The sequence below is a fragment of the Qipengyuania sp. B-5 genome (genome assembly GCF_056857815.1).
Genome location: NZ_JBSXNU010000051.1, coordinates 53,721 through 77,614, shown reverse-complemented (window position 1 = coordinate 77,614; position 23,894 = coordinate 53,721). Strand labels below are relative to the sequence as shown.

Annotated in this window: 22 protein-coding genes and 2 tRNA genes; 10 read left to right on the top strand and 14 right to left on the bottom strand. The window is 60.1% G+C overall.

Annotated elements, in window-relative coordinates; genetic code table 11:
• Window positions 1-200 precede the first annotated feature (200 nt).
• Window positions 201-1,490 (top strand): adenylosuccinate synthase, encoded by a 1,290-nt coding sequence (locus tag AC13CE_RS10775; protein WP_482972371.1) that lies wholly within the window; start codon window positions 201-203, stop codon window positions 1,488-1,490.
• A gap of 54 nt (window positions 1,491-1,544) precedes the next feature.
• Here the strand turns inward: AC13CE_RS10775 and AC13CE_RS10770 are convergent.
• Both AC13CE_RS10770 and sppA read right to left on the bottom strand, forming a co-directional pair.
• Window positions 1,545-1,619: transfer RNA gene (locus AC13CE_RS10770), tRNA-Val, on the bottom strand.
• Window positions 1,620-1,690: 71 nt separating this feature from the next.
• A complete protein-coding gene (gene sppA, locus AC13CE_RS10765; protein WP_482972370.1) occupies window positions 1,691-3,571 on the bottom strand; it encodes a signal peptide peptidase SppA in 1,881 nt (626 codons plus the stop codon).
• A 111-nt stretch (window positions 3,572-3,682) separates the two neighbouring features.
• On the opposite strand from sppA, the gene AC13CE_RS10760 reads away from it, so the two are divergent.
• Complete coding sequence (locus AC13CE_RS10760; RefSeq protein ID WP_482972369.1) at window positions 3,683-4,708, top strand: aspartate carbamoyltransferase catalytic subunit; 1,026 nt, start codon at window positions 3,683-3,685, stop codon at window positions 4,706-4,708.
• Window positions 4,705-5,919 carry a dihydroorotase gene (locus AC13CE_RS10755; protein ID WP_482972368.1) on the top strand — a complete coding sequence of 405 codons (1,215 nt, stop codon included), beginning with the start codon at window positions 4,705-4,707 and terminating at the stop codon, window positions 5,917-5,919. Before AC13CE_RS10760 ends, AC13CE_RS10755 begins: the two co-directional genes overlap by 4 nt.
• Before the next feature lie 70 nt (window positions 5,920-5,989).
• Here the strand turns inward: AC13CE_RS10755 and AC13CE_RS10750 are convergent, their stop codons facing one another.
• Genes AC13CE_RS10750 through AC13CE_RS10740 form a run of 3 tightly spaced genes read right to left on the bottom strand, consistent with a single transcriptional unit; the run spans window position 5,990 to window position 8,809 of the window.
• Window positions 5,990-7,300 (bottom strand): SPOR domain-containing protein, encoded by a 1,311-nt coding sequence (locus AC13CE_RS10750; RefSeq protein ID WP_482972367.1) that lies wholly within the window; start codon window positions 7,298-7,300, stop codon window positions 5,990-5,992.
• A gap of 39 nt (window positions 7,301-7,339) precedes the next feature.
• Entirely contained in the window at window positions 7,340-8,059 is a 720-nt protein-coding gene (locus AC13CE_RS10745) for a hypothetical protein (protein ID WP_482972366.1), read from the bottom strand.
• A gap of 30 nt (window positions 8,060-8,089) precedes the next feature.
• The gene (locus AC13CE_RS10740; protein ID WP_160726808.1) at window positions 8,090-8,809 is read right to left on the bottom strand and encodes a ParA family protein; all 720 of its coding nucleotides are present in this window, start codon (window positions 8,807-8,809) and stop codon (window positions 8,090-8,092) included.
• Between the two features lie 236 nt (window positions 8,810-9,045).
• On the opposite strand from AC13CE_RS10740, the gene AC13CE_RS10735 reads away from it, so the two are divergent.
• The 3 genes from AC13CE_RS10735 to bfr all read left to right on the top strand — a co-directional run bounded on the left by AC13CE_RS10735 (window position 9,046) and on the right by bfr (window position 11,207).
• The gene (locus AC13CE_RS10735) at window positions 9,046-10,329 is read left to right on the top strand and encodes a DUF418 domain-containing protein (protein WP_482972365.1); all 1,284 of its coding nucleotides are present in this window, start codon (window positions 9,046-9,048) and stop codon (window positions 10,327-10,329) included.
• A 71-nt stretch (window positions 10,330-10,400) separates the two neighbouring features.
• A complete protein-coding gene (locus tag AC13CE_RS10730) occupies window positions 10,401-10,595 on the top strand; it encodes a (2Fe-2S)-binding protein (RefSeq protein WP_221538053.1) in 195 nt (64 codons plus the stop codon).
• A 123-nt stretch (window positions 10,596-10,718) separates the two neighbouring features.
• The gene (gene bfr / locus AC13CE_RS10725; protein ID WP_482972364.1) at window positions 10,719-11,207 is read left to right on the top strand and encodes a bacterioferritin; all 489 of its coding nucleotides are present in this window, start codon (window positions 10,719-10,721) and stop codon (window positions 11,205-11,207) included.
• On the opposite strand, the gene AC13CE_RS10720 is transcribed toward bfr, so the two are convergent.
• From AC13CE_RS10720 to AC13CE_RS10695, 6 genes are all read right to left on the bottom strand, one after another.
• Window positions 11,204-11,416: a hypothetical protein gene (locus AC13CE_RS10720; RefSeq protein ID WP_482972363.1), complete on the bottom strand. Its 213-nt coding sequence runs from the start codon at window positions 11,414-11,416 to the stop codon at window positions 11,204-11,206. The two genes, bfr and AC13CE_RS10720, sit on opposite strands and share 4 nt — an antisense overlap.
• Window positions 11,417-11,522: 106 nt before the next feature.
• Window positions 11,523-12,032: a DUF2721 domain-containing protein gene (locus AC13CE_RS10715; protein WP_482972362.1), complete on the bottom strand. Its 510-nt coding sequence runs from the start codon at window positions 12,030-12,032 to the stop codon at window positions 11,523-11,525.
• Window positions 12,025-13,464: a ribosome biogenesis GTPase Der gene (gene der / locus AC13CE_RS10710; RefSeq protein WP_482972361.1), complete on the bottom strand. Its 1,440-nt coding sequence runs from the start codon at window positions 13,462-13,464 to the stop codon at window positions 12,025-12,027. The genes AC13CE_RS10715 and der overlap by 8 nt, the downstream gene beginning before the upstream one ends.
• Before the next feature lie 213 nt (window positions 13,465-13,677).
• On the bottom strand, window positions 13,678-13,962 hold the full coding sequence (locus tag AC13CE_RS10705; protein ID WP_221537745.1) for a DUF3297 family protein: 285 nt from the start codon (window positions 13,960-13,962) through the stop codon (window positions 13,678-13,680).
• 49 nt (window positions 13,963-14,011) lie between these two features.
• On the bottom strand, window positions 14,012-14,182 hold the full coding sequence (locus tag AC13CE_RS10700) for a hypothetical protein (RefSeq protein ID WP_221537744.1): 171 nt from the start codon (window positions 14,180-14,182) through the stop codon (window positions 14,012-14,014).
• A gap of 11 nt (window positions 14,183-14,193) precedes the next feature.
• Window positions 14,194-14,442, bottom strand: a complete 249-nt coding sequence (locus AC13CE_RS10695; RefSeq protein WP_482972360.1) for a hypothetical protein — start codon at window positions 14,440-14,442, stop codon at window positions 14,194-14,196.
• 149 nt (window positions 14,443-14,591) lie between these two features.
• On the opposite strand from AC13CE_RS10695, the gene AC13CE_RS10690 reads away from it, so the two are divergent.
• Window positions 14,592-14,676 (top strand) — tRNA-Leu (locus AC13CE_RS10690).
• A gap of 59 nt (window positions 14,677-14,735) precedes the next feature.
• Window positions 14,736-16,331, top strand: a complete 1,596-nt coding sequence (tig, locus tag AC13CE_RS10685; protein ID WP_482972359.1) for a trigger factor — start codon at window positions 14,736-14,738, stop codon at window positions 16,329-16,331.
• A gap of 60 nt (window positions 16,332-16,391) precedes the next feature.
• Here the strand turns inward: tig and AC13CE_RS10680 are convergent, their stop codons facing one another.
• The 3 genes from AC13CE_RS10680 to AC13CE_RS10670 are packed head-to-tail and all read right to left on the bottom strand — an operon-like array spanning window position 16,392 to window position 21,382.
• The gene (locus AC13CE_RS10680) at window positions 16,392-17,759 is read right to left on the bottom strand and encodes a cation:proton antiporter (protein WP_473821642.1); all 1,368 of its coding nucleotides are present in this window, start codon (window positions 17,757-17,759) and stop codon (window positions 16,392-16,394) included.
• A gap of 6 nt (window positions 17,760-17,765) precedes the next feature.
• Window positions 17,766-19,253 carry an amidase gene (locus tag AC13CE_RS10675; RefSeq protein WP_482972358.1) on the bottom strand — a complete coding sequence of 496 codons (1,488 nt, stop codon included), beginning with the start codon at window positions 19,251-19,253 and terminating at the stop codon, window positions 17,766-17,768.
• 41 nt (window positions 19,254-19,294) lie between these two features.
• Window positions 19,295-21,382: a TonB-dependent receptor plug domain-containing protein gene (locus AC13CE_RS10670; RefSeq protein ID WP_482972357.1), complete on the bottom strand. Its 2,088-nt coding sequence runs from the start codon at window positions 21,380-21,382 to the stop codon at window positions 19,295-19,297.
• A 283-nt stretch (window positions 21,383-21,665) separates the two neighbouring features.
• On the opposite strand from AC13CE_RS10670, the gene AC13CE_RS10665 reads away from it, so the two are divergent.
• Window positions 21,666-22,379 carry an ATP-dependent Clp protease proteolytic subunit gene (locus AC13CE_RS10665; protein ID WP_221537739.1) on the top strand — a complete coding sequence of 238 codons (714 nt, stop codon included), beginning with the start codon at window positions 21,666-21,668 and terminating at the stop codon, window positions 22,377-22,379.
• A gap of 182 nt (window positions 22,380-22,561) precedes the next feature.
• Window positions 22,562-23,818 (top strand): ATP-dependent Clp protease ATP-binding subunit ClpX, encoded by a 1,257-nt coding sequence (gene clpX, locus AC13CE_RS10660; RefSeq protein WP_221537738.1) that lies wholly within the window; start codon window positions 22,562-22,564, stop codon window positions 23,816-23,818.
• Window positions 23,819-23,894: the final 76 nt, after the last annotated feature.

Sequence of the window (23,894 nt, the reverse complement as noted above, 5' to 3'; positions counted from 1 at the left end):
AATGTTCTCCTGATTGGAAGGGAGAATGGAGGGGCGAGACGCAACCTGACGACGATAAGGCGGCCAACGCTTGACTCGCTTGCTCACCACGCTCTAGGGGCCGCCCCGCATCGCGGGCCATAGCCCGCCCTATACCGTCCCAAGGTCGAGTCCTGTCGAAGGACCTTGCGGATCACCCCGGCAGGGGAAGAGACTTATCAATGGCCAACGTAACCGTGATCGGTGCCCAATGGGGCGATGAGGGCAAGGGCAAGATCGTCGACTGGCTTGCCAGCCGCGCCGATGCCGTGGTCCGCTTCCAGGGCGGTCACAACGCCGGCCACACGCTGGTAATCGACGGAACAACCTACAAGCTTTCGTTGCTGCCTTCGGGAATTGTTTCGGGCACGCTGTCGATCATCGGCAATGGCGTGGTGCTCGATCCCTGGGCGCTGAAAGCCGAAGTCGAAAAGCTGGAAGGGCAGGGCGTAAGGATCACCGCCGATAACCTTGCGGTAGCGGACAATTGCCCGCTCATTCTGCCCATTCACCGCGACCTCGACGGGCTGCGGGAAACGGCAGCGGGTTCGGGCAAGATCGGCACAACCGGGCGCGGGATCGGGCCGGCATACGAAGACAAGGTCGGCCGCCGTGCGATCCGCGTCTGTGACCTTGCACATCTGGACGACCTTGAGCCCCAGCTCGATCGCCTCTGCGCGCATCACGATGCCCTGCGCGCAGGCTTTGATCAGCCGCCGGTCGATCGTGAACAGCTCCTCTCCGAATTGCGGGAAATTGCCGGCTTCGTGCTGCAATATGCCCAGCCGGTCTGGAAGCGGCTCAAGAAAGTCCGCAAAGCCGGCGCGAAGATCCTGTTCGAGGGCGCGCAGGGTGTGCTCCTGGACATCGATCATGGGACTTATCCCTTCGTCACCAGCTCGAACACGGTGAGCGGCACGGCTGCAGCCGGAAGCGGGCTCGGCCCCAATTCGACGGGTTATGTGCTCGGCATAGTCAAGGCTTACACGACCCGCGTCGGCAGCGGTCCATTTCCGACCGAGCTGGAAGACGACATCGGGCAGCGTCTCGGCGAACGCGGCCATGAATTCGGCACAGTTACCGGCCGCCAGCGCCGCGTAGGATGGTTCGATGCGGTTATCGTGCGTCAGAGCTGCGCGATCAGCGGGGTGACCGGCATCGCGCTGACCAAGATCGACGTCCTTGACGGACTGGACGAGGTGAAGATCTGCACCGGCTACCGCCTGCGCAGCAACGTTTACGATTACTTTCCCAGCCACGCTGCCGACCAAGCCGCTGTCGAGCCGATCTACGAGACGTTGGACGGCTGGAGCGAAAGCACCGCAGGCGCGCGCAGCTTTGCCGACCTGCCTGCCAATGCGGTGAAATACGTGCAACGAATCCAGGAACTGATCGAAACGCCCGTCGCGCTGGTCTCCACCAGCCCTGAACGCGATGACACCATCCTGATGCGCGATCCGTTCATGGATTGAATTCCGCCGGGCGTCGGCAGAGCACTATCGATCAAGGCTTTGGACTGCAGAAGATGGTGGGCGCGGCAAGGATTGAACTTGCGACCCCACCCGTGTGAAGGGTGTGCTCTACCACTGAGCTACGCGCCCGCCCCGAATTGGCGCGCTAGCGCCGGGCAGGGGCGCGCCTTTACGCGGCGAATCACGGCATGGCAAGCGTATCAGTCCGAGAGGAATGCTCCCACCTGTCGCAGGAATCCGTCGAAGCCGCGCTCGGCCTGTGCTCGTGCAATGCTGGGAGAAGGACAGACGAGGCAATAGGCCTGAATTCCACTGGTAGCGAGCAGGCGCTGTGCGTCCAGAATGATCATCCCCGCCGTGGCACGCTGCTGGTTGCTCACCATGGCGAAAACGTCACGTCCACCTGCTTCCTCTTCGCCTATGAGCCATTGGCGCAGGATGGTGTCCGCGGTGCCACGATCATCGCCAAGATAGACCGGCGACCAGTCTTCTTCACCGAGTTCCGCCTGACGAGCGACCCAGGCAAACGCCTCTTCCATTCCGCCATATTCGTCGACGAGGCGTAGTTGTCGCGCCGTACCGCCATCCCAGACACGGCCTTGGCCGACACTATCAACCTGATCGAGCGTCATGTTTCGTGACGCTCCGACGCGGGTCAGGAAATCATTATATCCGTCTTCGATCGAGGCTTGCAGAATGCGGTCCACCTCGGGAGTAAAACCGGCGATGAGATCCGGTTGCCCGGAGAGCGGACCTGTCTTCACTCCGTCGCTGGTCACACCGAGACTGCTCGCCGCTTCTTCGAAAGTCGGGATGAAGGCGAAAATTCCGATCGATCCCGTGATCGTTTCGGGTTCGGCGAAGATTCGATCGGCGGGAGTCGCAACCCAATAGCCGCCGCTGGCCGCGACATTGGCCATCGACACTGCGACAGGAATGTCTTTCGCCTTGTGGCGCAGGATCGCGTCGCGGATTTCTTCACTAGCCAGTGCCGAACCACCCGGGGAGTCGATGCGCACGACCAACCCTGCGAAATCGCGATCGAGCGCTTCGTCGAGCAAGGTCGCAATGCGCGTTCCACCCGCAGTACCGGGACCCGCCTCACCGTCGACGATTTCGCCGGCGATTGTGACCACGCCGATTTCGCGTCCTTCGGTCGTCCAGGGATTTTCTTCCAGCCAGGCGGCCAGGGTGGTCGACGGATAGCTACCCGGCATCTCGCTCCAGTCGTCTTCGCCGACGACCTCGGCCACGCGTTCGCCGAACTCGATACGTGTACCAAGCTTGTCGACAAGGCCGGCGTTGAGTGCCGCAGTGGCGAGATCGCCCTCGGCCGCCTCGACCCAGGCTGCGGGATCGCCACTTACCAGCGCGAGGTCCGCACCAGGCCGGGCCTTTTTGACATTGGCCTGCCATTCTTCCCACAGGGCACCGTAAAGGGCTTGCGCATTTTCGCGCGCGGGGTCGGACATGCCGGTCTCTGTGTAAGGCTCTACCGCGCTCTTGTAAGTGCCGACCTTGTACACCCGGGCGTTGACGTTCAGCTTCTCGAGAAGACCGGCATAGTAGAGACGGTTTCCGCCCGGCCCGGCTACGAAGGCGCCGCCTTGCGGATTGACCCAGACTTCGCTTGCATGGGAGGCAAGGAATACGCCGTCATCGGCATATGCCGTGGCATAGGCAAGCACGGGCTTTTCGGCTGCCCGAACACGATCGAGCGCTTCACCCACCTGCGCCAGATGAACCTGGCCTGCGCCGAGAAAGCGGTCGAGGTCCAAAACCACAGCGGTGATACGCTCGTCATTCGCTGCAGAATCCAGCGCACGCACCAGATCGCGAGCCTGATATTCACCGACCGGAGCGCTCCCCGCCAGCAATGCGGCCAGTGGATCGATAGGCGTGCGTTCTTCGACAATCACGCCATCTAGTTCCAGCAGCAACGCCCCTTCGCGCACTTGCGCCGGGCTTGGCCTGGCGGTCAGTATCGCGAAAAGCAGCCCGAAGAAGAGCAACATGAAGAGGAGGACGAAACCGTCCTTGATACCGACCAGCAAGCGCCAGACTTTGCCTGCGAAATGCATGAGAATTCGTCCCCTGAAGTACTTTCCCGGTAAATCTAGGGGAGGGTGCGATGTTGCGCCACCGGATTATGCTTGAGGGGTAGATAGCTCTCGACTAAGGGCGTGACTTTAATGACATGCACGGACTCTTCGCCTCACGCGGCCCGCTATCCTGCGGGCGCGCTGGCATTCCCGCATCGCGACCTGCTTGGCATTGGCCAGCTGGAGCGGCACGAAATCCTCTTTCTGCTCGACGAGGCGGAGCAGTGGGTCGCATTGAACCGCCAGCGCTCGAAACACGTCGATACACTGGCCGGATTAACGATCATCAATGCTTTCTTCGAGAATTCCACTCGCACGCTGCTCAGCTTCGAGATCGCGGGCAAGAGGCTCGGCGCGGACGTAGTCAATATGCACGTCGCGCAATCTTCCGTGAAGAAGGGCGAGACGCTGATCGATACCGCGATCACGTTGAATGCGATGCGTGCTGATGCGATCGTGATCCGTCATGGATCGAGCGGCGCCACGGGATTGATCGCGGACAAGGTCGACTGCCCGGTCCTGAACGCAGGCGACGGCCAGCACGAACACCCGACACAGGCACTGCTCGATGCGCTTGCGCTGCGCCATGCACTGCGTGAAAGGGGCGAGGCCGCAGAGGATTTCACCGGTCAGACGATCGTGATCTGCGGAGACATCCTCCACAGTCGCGTGGCGCGTTCCAACCTGCTCTGCCTTCAAGCGCTGGGCGCAAGCGTGAGGCTATGCGCGCCGCCAGCCCTCATGCCCGTCGGTATCGAAGCGATGGGCGCGGAAGTGTTTCATGATTTCGATGCCGCCCTTGAAGGCGCGGACGTGGTGATGATGCTCCGCCTCCAGAGCGAGCGGATGAGTGGTCAGTATATCCCTTCTGCCCGCGAATATCATCATCTCTACGGCCTGACCAAGACACGGCTCGCGAAGGCCAAGAACGATACGCTGGTAATGCATCCCGGTCCTATGAACAGGGGGGTGGAGATCGACAGCGATGTGGCCGACATGATCGACCGTTCGATCATAACCCGGCAGGTCGAGATGGGCGTGGCGATCCGCATGTCCTGCCTCGATGTTCTGACCCGCCGCACGCGAGGTGTAGAAGGCTGGGGAGACATCGCATGAAGCAGCTGTCCCCCATAACAATCGTCAATGGCCGCATCGTAACGTCCGATGGCATACGTGAAGGTTCGCTTCACATGGTGGACGGCAAGATAGCTGCGCAGGCCGAAGGCGATACCGTCGATGCAAAGGGACGGTTGGTCGTTCCTGGTCTCGTCGACCTGGGCGTCTTTGCGATCGACAAGCCCGCGTTCCATTTCGGCGGAATCACGCGCGCTGCCCTGATGCCGGACCAGATGCCGCCGCTCGATTTGCCGAGCCGTGTCTCCTACATAGCGAAAAGCGGCAAGCCGGACCTTTGGGTGCATCCCTTGGCTGCTGCGACGCGAGGCCTTGATGGTCGGGAAATCGCCGAGATCGCCTTGATGCAAGAGGCTGGTGCCAAGGGTATTGCCACTGGGCGTCAATGGATTGCCGACAGCGGGGTCATGCTCCGATTGCTACAATATGCCGCGATGCTGGATCTGCCCGTTTTCTGCCATGCCGAAGATGCCGCATTGGTGGGTGATGCTGTTGCGACCGCTGGGGAATATGCCACCCGTCGCGGCCTGCCGAGCGCGCCCTGTGAAGCCGAGGCTATAGCGATCGCTCGCGACCTAGCGCTCGCGGAAATGGCGGGTGCGCAGATACACTTTCGACAAGTCACTACGTGTCGAGGCCTGGAGCTTGTGCGAAGGGCGAAGAAAGATGGTCTGCGGATAACGAGCGGTGTGACGCCTGCGCATTTCATGCTGTCCGATCTGGCCACGGCGGAATTCAGGACTTTCGCCCGCCTGTCTCCGCCCTTGCGATCCGAGGAAGACAGGCATGCGGTGCGCGAGGCGATCGCGGACGGAACGATCGATGTGATTTCAAGCGGGCACGATCCACGGGGTCCCGAAGACAAGCGCCTGCCTTTCAGTGACGCGGAGCCCGGCATGGCGGGTGCGGAGACCCTGCTCGCAATGGTGCTTTCGCTGGTGCGGGACGAGGTCATCGACCTTGCACGGGCATTCGAGCTGGTATCCACCAATCCTGCGCGGCTCCTCGGGGTGCGCGCGGGCAGCCTTGTCGAAGGCTACGAGGCGGATGTCGCTGTGGTCGACCCGGACAAGCCATGGATCATCCAGAGCTCCAAGATGGCTGCCACAGCCGGCAATACCCCATTCGACGGGCAGCCGACGCAGGGACGGGTCACTGCGCTATGGAAGGGCGGCGTACGGGTTGAAATCTAGATAAGAAAACCCCTCCCGAATTATGTCCGGGAGGGGTTGCAGTAGTTGTTATGGGATGCCTGCAGACTTCTCAGCGCGCGGCCACCCGTATGTTGCCGTTATCGAGAGCGCCCGGAAGCGGGTTGCTGCGGGCATAGGCAATGCAGCCACCTCCCTTGCCCTTTACGCTTGAGCACAGCGCTCGGGCCGCGTCCTTGGCGTATCCGACGGCAGCGACTCGGTAATAGATCTTGCCGTTTACGCGGGCCTTGCTGATCACGCGTTCGGCGTCACCAAGCTCCGGGTACATTGCCTGGAATTTATCCCAGCCAAGCTCGGCGTCCTTCATAGAAAAATAGGAGCCGAGTTGGATATTGTAGTCGCCGCGCGCAAGCGATGGAGCGGGAGCTGCAACTGGTGCCTTACGAGGAGCTTTGGTAGTTGACCGGACGGGGGCCTCGTCCGCCGATGCTTGACGCCGTGTCGGCGCGACATCAACCGGCGTCGCAGCTTGCGAAGCGGCAATCACAGGCTGGGGCGCGTGAGCTTCCTCGTCATCAAGGTCGATGCGTTCGATTGTAGCCGGTCGGAATGCCGGAAGTTCTTGCGCATAGGCAAATTCCGTTTCCGGCGTATCCTCAACGACCGGCGTATCATTTTCCGATGCGAGCATGTCGACGCTCGGATTGTTCGACAATGCGAGCATCGTCGGCTGACCCGGGTCGGCTACGATATCGACCTTTAGCAAGGCTGCAACGCGGGTGCGATAAAGTTCGGGATGCGCCAGCGCACCCCATTCGGCCATCCGCTCGCCAACCTTGTCGGCAGGAACATCTTCGGCGACCATCAGGCGGGCTTCGCGCCATTGGCCCGACATGGCATATGCATATGCGAGGTTCTGGCGGATCTTGGCAGTATTGTTGCCGGAACGCAGCGAGTTAGACAGTATGTGTACACCCCGCTGCGGTTGCCCGGCGAGCGCGATGGCCAGACCGAGATCGGCCGGATCCAGCGCCGCTTCATAGCGTTCGAGAGTGTAGATTGCGGCAGCACGGTCGCCCATCCCGGTCTGCGCCAGCGAAAGGCTTATTACCGTGCGCGGCGAAGTGTCTCCGAGGGCGATGGCGTCCTGAAAGGTCGTTGCGGCCGAGGCGAAGCGACCCGCTTCGAGATAGGCGTTGCCAAGCAATGTGCGGGTGTAAGCATCGCGCGGGCTCGCGAGAACCGCCTCTTCCGCGTGCGAGACAGCTTTGTCGGCCTTACCTTCGGCAAGGGCCACTTCTGCTTTGCCTGCAGAGTAGGATGCAGTCGGCGCGACCTTGCCGGTGCAACCTGCGAGGGCGCTGGTCGCGAGCGCTGTGGTAACGGCGAGCCGGATGAAGGTGGTATTCCTGTTCGTCATTTTATTACCCCTGAAAAGGCGATCCCACGTCCTTCAAGTTCAATTCGGCCTGCGCTGCACCTGGGCGGCGAGCATGGCTATTTCCGGCATTTCGGCCAGCAGGCCATCGAGAGCGTCGGTCACGAGCTGCTGTGCGCTGCTGCCGCGAACGGTGCAGGCCAGGCGCAGCATGAGATGACGCTCCGGATCGAGACGCAGCGTGAAAGCTGCGCGTTTGCCCTTGGCGGCCGTTTTGGAGCGGGCCGGCGCAGGCTTGATGGCTTTTGGAAGGACCGCTTCGGAAGCGGTCTCTTCCGCATCGTCGGAATATTCTTCCTCGTCTTCGTTATCGGCCTCGAAAACCCTCTTGCCCTCCAGCTTGGTGGCAATGCGGTCGAGCGATTCGCGAACTTCGTTGTGACCGTTGCTGCTCTCCTTGGATTGCAGCGGACTGATCGACACGACGCGGGTAGAGCTTTCACTTCCCTCGGTGCCGAGTTCGTCACGTTCGTCCAGCGGAGGAAGCGCTGGTTTCTTGATCAGGCTCGATTCGGCCAGAGACCGGGGGCCACCCATGGGTGCAGAGGTGCTGTCATGCACAGGCTGGGGGGCAGGGGCATCCTCGCCCATGTCATTCCAGCCCAGATCTTCCAGGTTCGCGGCAGCCGAGGCGCCGTCAACTGGTCCGAGAGCGGCCGATTGCGGGCGCATGGCAGGCTTTGCCCCGCCCTTGCGTGCAAGGAGGGTTGAGGAAAGAGAAGCGAAATTGGCGTCCGACATCCGGCTGGTCTCCGCCTTACCTTGTTGCTCTTACTGGGCGACCCGACGGCCGAAGCCACCGGCGGGGCGATAGGCACCTGGCTGCTGCGCGGCCTGCTGGCCGGGCGCTGCAAAGACGGTGCGTCGAAACTGCTTTTCAAGCCGGTCGGAAATGTACTTCCACAGGGCAGTGACCTCGGCAGCCGAACGGCTTTCGGGATCGACTTCCATAACCGTGCGGCCGTCGATCATCGATGCGGCGAAATCGGTGCGGTGATGAAGCGTGATCGGTGCGACCGTGCCGTGCTGTGAAAGGGCAACGGCCGCTTCCGAAGTGATCTTGGCTTTCGGGGTTGCGGCGTTGACCACGAAAATCAGGGATTTGCCCGCCCGTTCGCAGAGGTCGACCGTAGCACCGACTGCGCGCAGGTCGTGCGGGCTGGGACGGGTGGGGACGACGATGAGTTCTGCGACGGAAATGACCGACTGGATCGCCATGGTGATCGCCGGCGGAGTGTCGATAACCGCAAGCTTGAAGCCCTGCTGGCGCAGGATCGCAAGGTCGGCGGCGAGCCGTGCGACAGTCGTCTGGGCGAAAGCGGGAAGCTCCGCTTCGCGCTCGTTCCACCAATCGGCGAGCGATCCCTGCGGATCGATGTCGATCAGGACGACCGGGCCTGCGCCCGCTCGCTGGGCCTGAACGGCGAGATGTCCCGAAAGCGTGGTCTTACCCGATCCGCCCTTCTGTGATGCCAAAGCCAGTACACGCAAGGCTAGGTCCCCCTGTAGCGCCTGTATCAATTCCCTGTGCCGCTAGTTTGCGGCGGTCTCGAAACAGGGGGATCGCAGACTACCCCTAATTTAGGGTTAATACCCTGAAACATTTGCCGGTCCGGGAGGCATTGCGGTTGGGATCTGGTGCAGATTGCCCTTGCTTCACACGTCCGCAGGGTTGCACTGGCCCAGAATTGGAATGCTCCAAGGCTTTGCGTTTCGGGGGTGGCAAGATGACGGCACGTATGATTTCCGAAGGCTCTACTCCCGATCGGCCACAACCGGTTTCGGTTCAGGGGGGGCGAATCGCCAGTCTCGACTTCATTCGCGGTGTCGCTGTCATGGGGATTCTGGCTGCCAACATCTTTTCGATGGGTCAGCCCTTCACCGCCTATATGTATCCAGAGGCATTCACCACCGGCCACTCTGACGCGGAGGACTGGATGTGGGCGGCTCAACTGGTGCTGATCGATGGCAAGATGCGCGGCCTTTTCACGATCCTCTTCGGCGCAGGCCTATACCTGTTCATGGAGAAAGCCTGGGCAAAGGGTGCGAGCCGTTGGCTGCAGGTAAAACGCCTGTTGTGGCTGGGCCTGTTCGGGCTGATCCATTTCTATCTGATCTGGCGGGGTGATATCCTCTTTGCCTACGCAGTGAGCGGCTTGGTTGCAGTTCTCCTCTTCATCAATCTGAGTGCGCGAAACCAGTTGATCCTGGGCATTCTCGGGTACATTGCGGGAGGTATCTTCTACGCGATCGGTATGACTTTCATGCAGGTGACCGCCGACGGGCCGGAGCCCTACAGCGCGGCGCTTAGTGAGGTTCGAAGCGAATTCATCAAGGCCGCAGAGACGGATTTGGCCGACGGCAGAGCCGAGACTGCGATCCAGCAGGAAGGGACTTACCTGGAGTTCGTATCCCACACGATAGAGGAACATGGCACAGATCCGCTGGTCAATGCCTGGCTCCTCGTGTTCGAAACGCTGCCCCTGATGCTAATCGGGATGGCGCTTTACCGCTTTGGTCTGTTCGGCGGGGAATGGGATCCGAGAACGCAGCGCATCTGGGGCTGGGCAGGTTTGGCGGTCGGCGGGTTGTTGACGGCGATTATCGCCTCGATGACCATGGAAGGAGGCTTTACCTACTATGATGTGCTCGCAGCTCACATCGGCTGGTCTCATTTCCCGCGGTTGTTCATGACGCTTGGGCTTGCTGCGCTGTTGGCGCTTTATGCACCGCATGCGGGAAACTGGATTGGAGGCCGGATTTCGGCTGCGGGGCGGGCAGCTTTTACCAATTACATCGGCACATCTCTCGTCATGCTGATGATATTTGGCAATTGGGGTTTCGATTTATTCGGCCAGTTGGGCCGCGTTGAACTCTATGTCGTCGTACTCGCAGCGTGGATAGCAATGCTGGCGTGGTCCCAGCCGTGGCTGATTCGTTTCCGATATGGCCCGCTTGAATGGGTGTGGCGTTGTATGACCTACGGCAAAGTCTTCGCACTCAGGCAATGACGGCTTGCTATTGCGACTAACTCGCATTACATACGCTCTTGCGAATCAATCGCAAGGGAATCGTGAGCGCCGTGTACATCTGCATTTGCAACGCCATCAGGGAGAGTGAACTGCGCAGTGCAGCGCGGCGCTGCCCGGGCGATGCGGAAGCCTGCTATGCCTCATTAGGTAAGCAACCGGCTTGCGGTTCCTGCCTCAATGAGGCCGATGCGATCCTCTTCGAAGAACGCGAAATGGCCTTCAAGCCTACCACCGTCGCGGCTTAGTTTTCGCTACTGACAATCGCTCGCAATGGCGGAATTCCGCCATTTTTTCTCGATTCCGTCCTTGCGGGGTGCTGCTCCGAAGCGCATAAGGCCGTAACTCGAAATTCAGCGGAGCGATAAGCCATGAAGGGCGATTCCAAGGTCCTCGAATTCCTCAACAAGGCGCTCACGAACGAGTTGACCGCGATCAACCAGTATTGGCTGCACTATCGGGTCCTTGCCGATTGGGGCGTGACCAGGCTGGCCGAATACGAGCGGCATGAATCAATCGACGAGATGAAGCATGCCGATGTACTGGCGGAGCGTATCCTGTTTCTTGGCGGTCTCCCGAACTTCCAGGCGATTCACAAGCTAAAGGTCGGCGAGACGGTCGATGAAATCCTGAAGGCCGATCTGGCAGTGGAGATGGAAGCCATCCCGCTGTTGAAGGATGCGATCGCCCATTGCGAAGAGGTACGGGACTATACCACTCGCGAGATCTTCGAGCGGATCCTCGAAAGCGAGGAAGAGCATGTCGATTTCCTCGAAACGCAGTTCGACATGATCGAGCGCATGGGCCTGCAGAATTACGTCCAGCTCAATTCGAAACCTGCGGGCGAGGCCGAGGGTTAGTTCGGACCCAATTCCCAGAAGGTGGCATGCCCTGCAGAATGCTTGGTGAGCCTGCCGATTCGCTTGCCGTCCTGCCACAATTCGGCATCCCCGGCAGATACGTTTATGTCGGTGATGCTAAGGGCAGTGGGCACATCCAGTGCCTCTATCCTTATTGCTTGTCCCTTTTCGTCATAGCTCGAACACAAGGCAATCTCGATGCGGGGCATGGCACCTCTCCTACGATGTAGGAAGGAAGCTGCGCGAGTATTCCTGAATGCTATACAACCGGTGACATGTGGCCCCGCCGTAAGTTCGGCCTGCCGGAATCATGCGCTAATTTCGCGACGAATCGTCGTCCGGCCCGAACCGGCGCTCTTTCATCCGCTCCAGATTTCGCCGTGCTGCGGTTCGCGTTTCGAGCAGGAAAAAGGCGAGGCCTGCCATCAGCAGGCCCATCGTGATGACCCATGTAACCGCCACCAGCGTACCAAGCGGAGTCCGAACAAAGGCGCTCACAAACAGAAGAAGAATTACGATACTGATCGTCAAGGCGGCGGCCGTGCTGAACATTACGGCACGCTGCGCGAGTATCCTCCTCGTCTCCAGTGCAGGAAGTTCCACCAACTGATCGCCAGCCTCGTCCTTCGCGTCTGCCGCCAGGATGCGTTCGATCTTGTTCGCGACCCACAACAGGCGGTTGGTCATGACATTCATGACCGCACCGATCCCCGCGAGCAGGAAAGCCGGCGCGAGGCTCAACTGAACCACATTCTGGACCCGCAAGGTCGAGCTGGTGCGTTCGATAAGCTCGATTCCCGGCAGGATGGCAAGAAGTTCAGGCACGATCGGAACCACTACTGTAGTTACCTCCGCCACCCCGATTGGCATTGTAGGGGTTCTTCGGACTTTTCAGCACGACACGCACGGGTACCGCCTCGAAGCCGAGCTTCGCACGGATTCCGTTGATGAGATAGCGTTCGTAGCTCTTGGGCAAATCGTCGAGCCTCGTACCGAAGACCACGAAACGGGGCGGGCGCGTGCTCGCCTGAGTGATGTAGCGCAGCTTGATCCTGCGGCCACCGGGCGCAGGGGGCGGATTGGCAGCCAGTGCGTCGTCGAACCAACGGTTTAGCGCTGCCGTCGGGACGCGGCGGCTCCACGCCTCGCGAATTTCGAATGCGGCAGACAGCATGGTATCGAGTCCCTTGCCGGTCTTTGCCGATACGGCGAAAAGCGGAACCCCGCGCACTTGCGAGAGTCCTTCGTTCAGCGCCTCCCGAATGCCGTTGAACAGGTAGGACGCGTTTTCGGCGATATCCCACTTGTTGATCGCGACCATAAGGGCGCGGCCTTCTTCGAGGACCTGCGATGCAATCTTAAGATCCTGATGTTCGAGACCCTTGGTGGCGTCGAGCAGTAGGACCACGACCTCCGCAAAGTCGATCGCGCGCTTGGCATCGGCAACCGAGAGCTTTTCCAGCTTCTCGACTACGCGGGCGCGCTTGCGCATCCCAGCGGTATCGATCAGCCGGATCTGGCGCGTTTCGTTTGTCTTGGGGTCATGCCATTCCCAATCCACGGCAATCGAATCGCGGGTAATACCTGCCTCGGGACCGGTAAGCAGGCGATCCTCTTCAAGCAGACGATTGATCAGCGTCGATTTCCCGGCATTGGGCCGGCCGACTATGGCGAGCTTGAGCGGCCCTGAGGCTTCCTCATCTTCATTTGCCGCTGCGATTTCGGCCGCGGCCTCGGCTGCTTCGGATTTTTCGCCGATGATGGGCCACAAGCCTGCGAAAAGGTCGGCAATGCCTTCGCCGTGTTCGGCAGATATGCCCATTGGTTCGCCCAGGCCCAGACTGTAGCTTTCGAGAATGCCGGCCTCGGCTGCTCTGCCTTCTGCCTTGTTGGCGACGAGCACAACCGGCACGTCCTGCCCGCGGAGCCACCGGCCGATTTCTTCGTCCAGCGGTGTCAGTCCTGCACGGGCGTCGATAACGAACAAAGCGGCATCGGCACCTTCGAGACTGACCTCGGTCTGTTTGCGCATACGACCGGGCAAGCTGTCGGGATCTTCGTCCTCCCAGCCCGCCGTATCGACGATGGTGAATTCCAGCCCTGCGATCTCGGCATCGCCCAGACGCCGATCACGCGTCACCCCCGGCTGATCGTCGACCAGCGCGAGTTTCTTGCCGACGAGCCGGTTGAACAGCGTCGACTTGCCGACATTGGGCCGGCCGATGATGATGACGGTGGGTTTCTGCGTGGATGTCATGATGTTGCCTTGCGGGCAGGTGGGCGCAAAGCGTGACTTTGGCAAGGCCGGAAGGCCGCTCCTGCAAGATCGAACGCGTCGAATAGGGTCCTGAGGAAAGAAACGCCGGATGCTGCAAATCGCGGAAATGCGACCCTAAGCGGCATGTGGGGTTTGGCAAAAGCGGATCCTGACCGGTGTTCTGCTACGATCCGCCGGCTTCACGAAAGCGTCTCAGTCCGCTTTAGCGACCGGAGGGTTTTCACCGAGGTCTTCGAACCAGGCCTCGACCGATCCGTTCAGCTTCAGCGTAAGTGGATTGCCATGGCGATCCATGGTCTTGCCCGCCTGCACCCGCACCCAACCTTCGGGAATATTGTATTCTTCGATATCGGTGCGGGTACGGCCCTTGAACCGGATGCCCACGCCACGCTGCAATACGTCGACGTCGAAATGTTCGCTCTTCGGGTTTACCGAAAGATGCATGGGCGGGGTCTGCGGCTTGCTGTCTTCACTCATGGCGCGCGCCTTTACTGGCGAACGCCTCGGCCGACAAGCTCAATTGCCCCTAGTCGGGCGGCGGCGTCTCGACCGGGCTCCGGTCAGGACGATCGTAATCGGGCTGGACCGGCTCGATACCCGGCGGCTCCTGCATCGGGGCCTCGTCGGGCGGGCTGTCAGGCGGCATTTCCGGCGGTGCACCGGGATCGATCGTATCGGGGTCTGGCTGCGTTGCCATCGTGTCTCTCCTTAATCGGGTGGAAGCATGGTCGCGGCATCGAGCGCTTGTTCGCCGGCACCCTCATGGCCCTTCTCCATTGCGGGGCGCATCGCTTTTTCTGTCTCAGCGTCGATTTCATCCGGCTCGTTCTTGTTGGCGATAACATCGTCTTCTCGCTCGCCTTCCGCTTCCATTTCCTCTGCAGTCTTCGGTTCGACATCGGGGTCGATAGCGGGAGGGGTGGAGGGCGGCACCTTCGCGGTTTCGTAGTCGCTCATGATTGCGATCCTTTCCCTACAGGAACGGTCCATCGTGGCAGGCTGTTCCCTCAGCCGTCGTCGCGCTTGCCCTTTTCGCCGCATCCTACTAGAGGCACGCGCCTATATGCGCGACGTACCCACGTCGGCGCACGGCTTCGTTCGGGTTTGCGGGCGTGGCGGAATTGGTAGACGCGCTGGTTTTAGGTACCAGTATCGAAAGATGTGGGGGTTCGAGTCCCTTCGCCCGCACCAATTTCGCCCGACGCGGGCCCTCGCTCAGATAATAGTACAACTCGCGAGTCCTTAATCCCATGCAGATCAAAGAAACCGCCAACGAAGGCCTCAAGCGGGCCTACGCGATCACCATTCCGGCCAAGGAAATCGATGCCCGCATCGATTCGCAGATCAAGAAGATCGCCCCGCAGGTGAAGATGCCCGGTTTCCGGCCTGGCAAGGTTCCCGCGAATCTCGTTCGCAAGATGCATGGCGAACAGCTTCATGCAGAAGCCGTCAACGAGATGATCCGCGAATCGGTCGATAAGACCATGGCGGACAACAAGCTCAAGCCCGCAATGCAGCCGAAGGTCGAACTGGGTGAAGGCTATGAGGAAGGCAAGGACGCGACCCTCACCGTCGAGCTCGAAGTGCTTCCCGAAGTCGATACGCCTTCGACCGACGGTCTGAAGATCGAACGTCTGACCGTGCCTGTCACCGACGAGCAGGTCATGGACGCGATCGGCAAGCTTGCCGAGAACAACAAGAGTTACAAGGACGCCGCCAAGACCAAGAAGGCCGCAGAAGGCGACCAGCTTATCATCGATTTCGTCGGCCGCGTGGATGGCGAAGAATTCGAAGGCGGCAAGGCCGAAGACGCAGCCCTGGTGCTTGGCTCCGGCATGTTCATCCCCGGCTTCGAAGACCAGCTGACGGGCGTGAAGACCGGCGACAGCAAGACCATCGAGGTGACCTTCCCCGAGGACTATCAGGCCAAGCATCTCGCCGGGAAGAAAGCCGAATTCGACGTCACCGTGAAGCAGGTGAAGGTCGAAGGCGACACCAAGATCGACGATGATTTCGCCAAGAACTTCGGCCTCGACGGGTTGGACAAGCTGAAAGAACTTCTGCGCGGCCAGCTCGAGCAGGAAACCGCCGGCCTCACGCGCACGCAGATGAAGCGCTCGCTACTCGATCAGCTTGCAGCAGGTCACGATTTCGCCGTCCCGCAGGGAATGGTGGATGCCGAGTTCGACCAGATCTGGAACCAGCTCCAGCAGGAAGCCGCTCGTTCGGAAAATCCGGAAGAGATGCTCAAGGAAATGGAAGCCGAGAAGGAAGATTACCGCCACATCGCCGAACGCCGTGTGCGTCTCGGCTTGCTGCTCTCGGAAATAGGACAGGCCAACAACGTCCAGGTCACCTCGCAGGAAATGAGCATGCTCATCCAGCAGGCGGCCCAGCAGTATCGCGCGGAAGATCGCGAACGGTTCATGCAGTATATCCAGCAGGAACCGATGGCTGCCGCCCAGCTGCGCGCGCCGCTTTATGAAGACAAGGTCGTCGATTTCCTCTTCGACAAGGCCGAGATTACCGACCGCGAAGTGACGCGCGAGGAGCTCGAAGCCGCGATCGAGGCAGAGGAAAATACCGAAGCTGCCAAGAAGCCGGCCAAGAAGAAGGCTCCGGCGAAGAAAGCCGCTGCCAAGAAGTCCGACGAGAAGAAGCCTGCTGAAAAGAAAGCGCCTGCCAAAAAGGCAGCGGCGAAAAAGGACGAAGGCGAGAAGAAGCCTGCGGCCAAGAAAGCTCCGGCGAAGAAGCCTGCGGCTAAAAAGGCAGCGGTCAAGAAAGATGACACGAAGCCCTCTGCGAAGAAGGCTCCAGCCAAGAAAGCTGCTCCGAAAAAGAAGTAAGCGGTTTTTCTATAACCAATTGGAAGGGCGGCCGGAGCGATCCTGCCGCCCTTTTTGTTCCTATTCCGGCTTGGTGGTTCCTTCGACCATGATCGGTCGTCCGCTTGGCGTATGGGACAACATCGACTCTTCCTGTCCTGCATGGATGTGCGATTTGCGCTTTTCGGCGAAGAGGATGAAAGGTCCCGAAACGATTCCGTGAACCACGATGGACACGAGGATGGCAAAGCTGGTTACAGCCCATAGCTGGTCGAGTTGGGCGAAATCGGCATGATTCTGGCCGTAGGCGAGGTAGTAGATAGATCCCATTCCCCGCACGCCCAGGAAAGCTATGGCCAGCGTCCCGATCATCGGAAGGTCTGATCGGGCTTCCGCAACGAACCCTGCAATAGGGCGGATCACAAAGACCAGTGCCAGCCCGATCAGCGCTCCGGGCCAAGTCAGGGGGGCGAGTACCCCGCTGGCCAGCATCGCGCCGAAGCCAAACAGCACAGCGACGAGCACGATCTGCTCGATCTGGTCGATGAAATGGTGGCTGATCTTGTGATAGCGGCTGCGGTTCTCACGCTGCCTGGCTGTGACGGCGCCGACGAACACGGCAAGGAATCCGTAACCTTCGGCCAATTCGGCAAGCCCGTAGGCGAGCAGGAGGGTGCCGAGGACGATCAAGCCTTCGCTCGTCGAATATTTCGGCGTGCCCGCGCTTGCAGTTTCCTCGTTGATCTCTTCGATAGGCGCATCCGCCTCGCGTTCGAACACGTACCATGAACCCAGCCGTCCTACCGCCCAGCCGACGGCACACCCCGCAAGGATACGCCAGCCAAGATCCAGCGCAGCCCATTCAAGCGTCCATGTGCCCAGGCTCGTCATGCCGACCGCGGCAATAGCGAGATAGGTGAAGGGGAACGCCAGCCCGTCGTTCAGGCCAGCTTCGGCGGTGAGGCTGAAGCGGATGTCGTGGCGCTTGTTCTCGCCCGGCGGCCCCACCTGAACGCTGCGCGCCAAGACAGGATCGGTCGGCGCAAGGGCCGCACCGAGAAGGATCGCCGATGCCGGGGCGAGACCCAGCGACCACCAACCGAGGAATGCGACCGAAGCGATGGTAAGCGGCATTGCTACGACCAGTAGCGGCCAGATTTGTCGCCAATTGATCCAGCTCACCGGCCGATCAATCGCAATTCCTGCGGCCATAAGTGAGGCGATAACGATGAATTCGGTCACATACTCCAGTGTGACCGCATCGAAACCGTCCACCGTGGGATTGATATGTGGCAATCCCAATGGGAGCGAGAACAGCACATAGCCAGTGCCGACATAGAGGATCGGCAAGGATAGCCAAAGACGTGCGAGGAATCGCTCGAGCGAAACGGCCAGCATCAGGCCCAAGCCGAAGATGACGAACAGCAGGATGCGCGGATCGAATTCCAAGATAGGTTACTCTGCTACTGTCTCGATGGGCGACCAAGGCTTCAACGAAGGTTTGGGCAGATATGCACGGCGTACCCGTTCGTAAGCGGCACCCAGTTGAAGTACCTCGAAGTCACGCCATTTCGCGCCGAATATACTCAAGCCCACGGGCAATCCCTCTATCGAACCCATCGGTACGGTCAGATGCGGATATCCGGCAATCGCGGCAGGCGAGCCGAAGCCGATACTGCCATTGAAATTGTCGCCGTTGACGAGATCGCTGGTCCAGGCCGGTTCGCGGGTTGGAGCGATCAGGAAGGCCACGTCATGTTCTTCCATGAGCTTGTCCAAGGTCTCCTCCCCAGCGATCCGCAGGGCCGTGGCCCGCGCTTCTTCGTACTCTTCGCGGTTGGTCGAGGCTTCGGCGAGTTCGAAAAGATCCTGTCCGAACCAGCGCATCTCGCTATCTTCATTGTCTTTGTTGAAGGCTATCAGGTCCGCGAGGCTACGGGGCTTGTCGTCTCCAGGCAGGCTGGTGAGGTATTTGCCCATTTCTTCGCGCAATTCGAACATCAGGACGGTGAAGCTTGCGCCATACATTTCACCGTTCGGTTCGAATTCGATATCGACCAGCGTGGCGCCGCCGGATTCCAGATCGGTCACCGCGGTCTCGAATATGTCTTTCAGGTCCTGCCGATTGCCGATCTGATTTCGCATCACGCCGATGCGAACACCCTCGAGCGAGAAATTTTCGAGGCCCGTATGGAAATCGGACCTGCCCGGGCCGACTAGCGTAGCGCTATCCAGCGCATCGCGTCCCGCAATCGCCGACAGCAGAAGCGCTGCGTCTGCAACAGAGCGCGCCATCGGACCGGCCGTATCCTGCGTACTGGAAATCGGTACGATGTGGGTGCGGCTGACAACCCCCACACTGGGTTTGAAGCCCACCACGCCGTTCACGCTTGCCGGACAGGTAATGGAGCCATTAGTCTCCGTCCCGATCGCAGCCCAGGCCAGTTCAGCAGCTACAGCCGCCCCGCTGCCTGAGGACGATCCGCATGCGTTGCGGTCGATCGCATGCGGGTTGCGCGTCAGCCCGCCGACTGCGCTCCACCCGCTCGTGGAATTATTGTCGCGGATATTGGCCCATTCGGAGAGATTTGTCTTACCCAGCACCACGCCGCCTGCAGCGCGCAGATTGGTTATCAGGGAAGCGTCGCGCCCCGTCCGATTGTCCGCCAGCGCAAGACTGCCCGCCGTAGTCGGCAATTCCCGGGTCTCGATATTGTCCTTGATCAGAACGGTCTTGCCGCGGAGCAGACCGCCGCTTGCCTCGGCAGATCGTGCGTCTTCTACCGCACTGGGATTGACTGTGATGACGGCATTCAACTCCGGCCCGTCATCGTCAATCGCTGCGATCCGGTCCAGATAGGCTTGTGCATCCTCCGCCGCCTGCTGGGCGGTCAGCGGTGATGCGAGAAGGGCAAGGGCGAGCGGCAGGGCGCGGTGGATCATGTCCGCACCCTGCCAGCGCCCCGTGCGAATGCAAGCGCGCTCTAGAAGTCGCCGCTTATGGTCAGGCGATAGATCGGCCCGATCCTGCGATTGACATCTTCGCGGAACAATATGTCGCCTTCCGTACGGGATCCGTCGAAAACAGTACGCTGGAAGCGATTGCGAGCGCCCAGGACAAGGTTGGTTGCCTGCGCGCGCAGGGTGAGGCCCATGACGTCCTTGTGTTCGATGAACAACGTATCGAAGAAGGGTCCCTCCCACTCGCGCCCGACTTCGTAGCGCCGTGCGTAAGGCGCATTGTCGAAATGGCTGATGCCTCCGCCATAGGCCCAGTCGGTCGAGGGAATATCATGACGATAGTCGATTTCGAGGCTGCCTTCCTGGTCGTTGGAAAAACCGCGCTCTACGCCGGTGAAGGGGTCGTCAACATACATGTAGCGTTTGACCGCAGCGATATCGAAGCGCGCTCCCTTCCAGCCGATCGGATCAAGGTTGATCGTTGCATTGGCCTGCAGGTGAAGCCGGCTCGCATCACCGATATTGCCGCGCGCTTCCCGACCTTCGGGCAGGGGGAACCATTCGATGAAATCCTCGAACCAAGCCTGGCGGGCTTCCAGTTTCAACGAACCCCAGGGGCCGAGCGACTTGTTGGCCTCGATCTCGAGGTTCCAGCTTTGGTAGGGAACGAGTTCGTTGTTGCCGCCGTTTTCGTTATCGGTGTTGAGCGAGACGCTGGCGAGGAAATCACCGAAACCAAGCTGGCTTACCCGGCGCGCCAGAGTTAGCGAAACATCGAAGTCTTCCGCAGGTTTCCATGTCGCCGCGAATGATCCCTTGGGCCGCTTGAAGCTGCGCGAATTGGGCATGGCCCCGGTCTGCTCGATCTTGGAGAATTCCAGGGCACCGATCGCCTGGATGGAAAGCGTCGAGGAAAGCCCGCGCGAAAAGCTGAGGCTGGTTTCGTATCGATCTTCGCGAACCCCGCCGTTGCCGCCGGGGAAGGGCAATTGGACGAACTGCTCGTCGGAATCGAGCTCGAACAATGAAGAACGGCGATCGAGGCGGTTGAATGCGGCTTCGCCTGAAAGTTGCCAGTCGGCCTCCCACAGCTTCCAGCTGTATTCGGCACGCCCGATGCGTTCTCCCACTCCATTCGTCTGCTGGAAACGGAAGCCGGTGGCCGCGCTGCCGTCGTCGAACCTGTCGATAAGGGTCTGGCTGAAATTGTCCCGCTCATAACGTTCCAGACCGATAATTTTCAGCGTGCCCGGTCCGAGCGGGAACTGGATATCGCCGCCGATTTCATACTGCGGACCGTCTTCGTGCGTATCGACCGTGCGTCGTCGTACGGGTCCGGACACCGGATAGCCGATCTCCGGTTCCTTGCGGTAGAGGAAGTCCTCGGCATAGTTGAGATTGAGATTGGCCTGGACGCCTCCGCCGAAGTCATAGGCGAATGTCGTGGCCAGCTTGGGTTCGTCGAATTTCCCCGAGAAGCGCGAATGTTGCTCTTCGATCAGATTGCCCGCGCCATCGGTAATCAGGATCGGCCCGTCCGCGCCGAAACGGTTGTTCGGATTGGACAGGGCAACCGTATAATCGAGCCTCCCTTCACTACCGGTGAGCGAAATTTCTCCGCCAAACAATTGGGCTTCGGTATTGTGCGGGCGGAACCCGGTGGTCCAGCGGAACTGTCCGGAAGCACCATTGCTCTTGTAAATCACATTGGCGACCAGTCCGGTCAGCCCCGGAATATCGAGAGTGTTGCCGTCGACGAGTTCGATCCGGATCAAATCGCTTGCCGGAATTCGGCGCAACTGGTCCTCGATACTGTCCGATTTACTGGAGAGGCGCTCGCCGTTGACGATAACGTTCTGCGTCGCTTGTCCAAGGCCACGCTGGCCCTGGTTGTTGCCGCCAGTGATTGTGAAGCCGGGAATCCGGGTGACCATGTCGAGCGCATTCCGCGGGGCGAATTGCTCGAAATAGGCGGGTTCGAAGACCCTGGCTGCGCCGGGCATGGGGATAGTGGGTGTTGCTTCGGCGTCCTGATCCTGCGCAGCAAGATTGGCGGGCAAACCAAGCACGCAGGCGATGGCTATCGCGCTGGCTGAAAACGAGTGCGGCATTGTTTCTCCTGTTTCTTCCTCACCGCAACGTTTACAATTGTAGCTGAAGCGCCCCAGCCTCTGTCGATCAATGGCATTTGGCCGCCGATGAACGTCGAACGCATCCGACGAATGTCTATTTCGGTAGCTGATCGAAACCATTGAAACTGGGAGAGTGGTCACGGGCGGGTGCTCAACCTCATGGGCCCGTTCGAGGTTAGCTGCGTATTTGGATGGAAAGACCCTTGAACATTCCGGGTGCTATGGCGACATAGACGCTCGATATTCAGACGGAAGGATTTTCATGATCGACCTTTTCGGCAGCGATGCGCACGGTTCGCAGGGCCAGTTCGACCGCGACCCCCTGACCGGGGCCTTGGTGCCCACCGTGGTCGAGCAGTCGAGCCGCGGCGAGCGCGCCTTCGACATCTTCAGCCGCCTGCTGCGCGAACGCATCGTTTTCGTCACCGGCCAGGTGGAAGACAATATGGCTTCGCTCATCGTGGCCCAGCTGCTGTTCCTCGAAAGCGAAAATCCGTCCAAGCCGATCAGCATGTATATCAATTCACCCGGCGGCGTGGTGACGGCTGGCATGGCGATCCACGATACCATGCAGTATATCAAACCGCGCGTATCGACCGTCTGCATCGGTCAGGCCGCCTCGATGGGTAGCTTCCTGCTTGCAGCGGGCGAACCCGGCATGCGTATCGCGCTGCCAAATGCGCGCATCATGGTTCACCAGCCTTCGGGCGGTGCCCGCGGCATGGCCAGTGACATCGAAATCCAGGCTCGTGAGATCCTGCGTATCCGCAAGCGGATGAACGATCTCTATGTCCAGTATACCGGCAAGAGCCTGTCGGATATCGAGAAGGCGATGGACCGTGACACCTTCCTCGAAGCCGAGGAAGCCATGAAGTTCGGCATCGTCGACAAGGTTTTCGAGGCCCGTCCCGAGAACGAGGGCGACGACGAGCCTATCAAGGACGCGGACAAGGGTTCGGGCGGAGCGCCCGAGTAACACCCTTCAACGTCCCCCGTTTGTCTCTCTGGGGGACTGTTGCATTATTGTCCTAGGAAATCTGCAACCTTGCGCCTTCAGCTTATGGCAAGGGGTTGCTGGTAGTGAAATGTTGACCGAATCCCCTGCCGGCTTAGAGTCGGCGAATCCCTGTATTTTGGGCTGGCGGGGCAGAGCAGGAAATGACCAAGTTGAGCGGAACCGATAGCAAATCCACGTTATACTGCAGTTTTTGCGGTAAATCGCAGCACGAGGTGCGCAAGCTGATTGCGGGTCCGACCGTGTTCATCTGCGACGAATGCGTCGAGCTGTGCAACGATATCATCCGCGAAGAAACCAAGGCGGGCATTTCCGGCAAGAAGGACGGTGATGTCCCGACGCCTTCCGAAATCTTCGAAACGCTCAATGACTATGTGATCGGGCAGGACCGCGCGAAACGGGTGCTTTCGGTGGCGGTTCACAACCACTACAAGCGCTTGAAGCACGGCGGCAAGGCGGGCGATGTCGAACTCGCCAAGTCGAACATCCTGCTCGTCGGCCCGACCGGCTGCGGCAAGACTCTGCTGGCGCAGACGCTGGCGCGCACTTTCGACGTGCCCTTCACCATGGCCGACGCCACCACGCTGACCGAAGCAGGTTATGTTGGCGAGGATGTGGAGAACATCATCCTCAAGCTACTTCAGGCCTCGGACTACAATGTCGAGAAGGCACAGCACGGGATCGTCTATATCGACGAGATCGACAAGATCACGCGCAAGGCCGAAAACCCCTCGATCACGCGCGACGTCTCGGGTGAGGGCGTCCAGCAGGCACTGCTTAAGCTCATGGAAGGCACCACCGCCTCTGTTCCTCCGCAGGGCGGTCGCAAGCATCCGCAGCAGGAATTCCTGCAGGTCGACACCACGAACATCCTGTTCATCTGCGGCGGCGCCTTCGCGGGTCTTGAAAAGATCATTGCCGACCGCCTGCAGAAGCGCTCGATCGGCTTCGGCGCGCATGTCGCCGATCCGGACAAACGCCGTGTGGGCGAACTGCTCGAGAAGGGCGAACCGGAAGATCTGCTGAAATTCGGGTTGATTCCCGAATTCGTCGGCCGTCTGCCGGTTATCGCGACGCTGCGGGATCTGGACGTTGATGCGCTCATCACCATCCTGACCGAGCCGAAGAACGCCCTTTGCAAGCAGTATGCGAAATTGTTCGAACTCGAGAATGTCGAACTGACCTTCAAGAAGGATGCCCTGCAGAAGATCGCCGAAAAGGCCATCGCCCGCAAAACCGGCGCGCGCGGCCTGCGTTCGATCGTCGAAGGCATCCTGCTCGACACGATGTTCGACCTGCCGGACATGGACGGCGTGACCGAAATCGTCATCGATGCCGATGTGGTGGAAGGCAAGAAAGATCCGATCCAGGTTCACGGACCCAAGGAAGAAGCGGCTTAGCTTCCACTCTCCCAGTTATCAGAACGCCGCGCGGTCTCAGAACCTCGCGGCGTTTTGCGTTTGGGGTTAGAAAAAG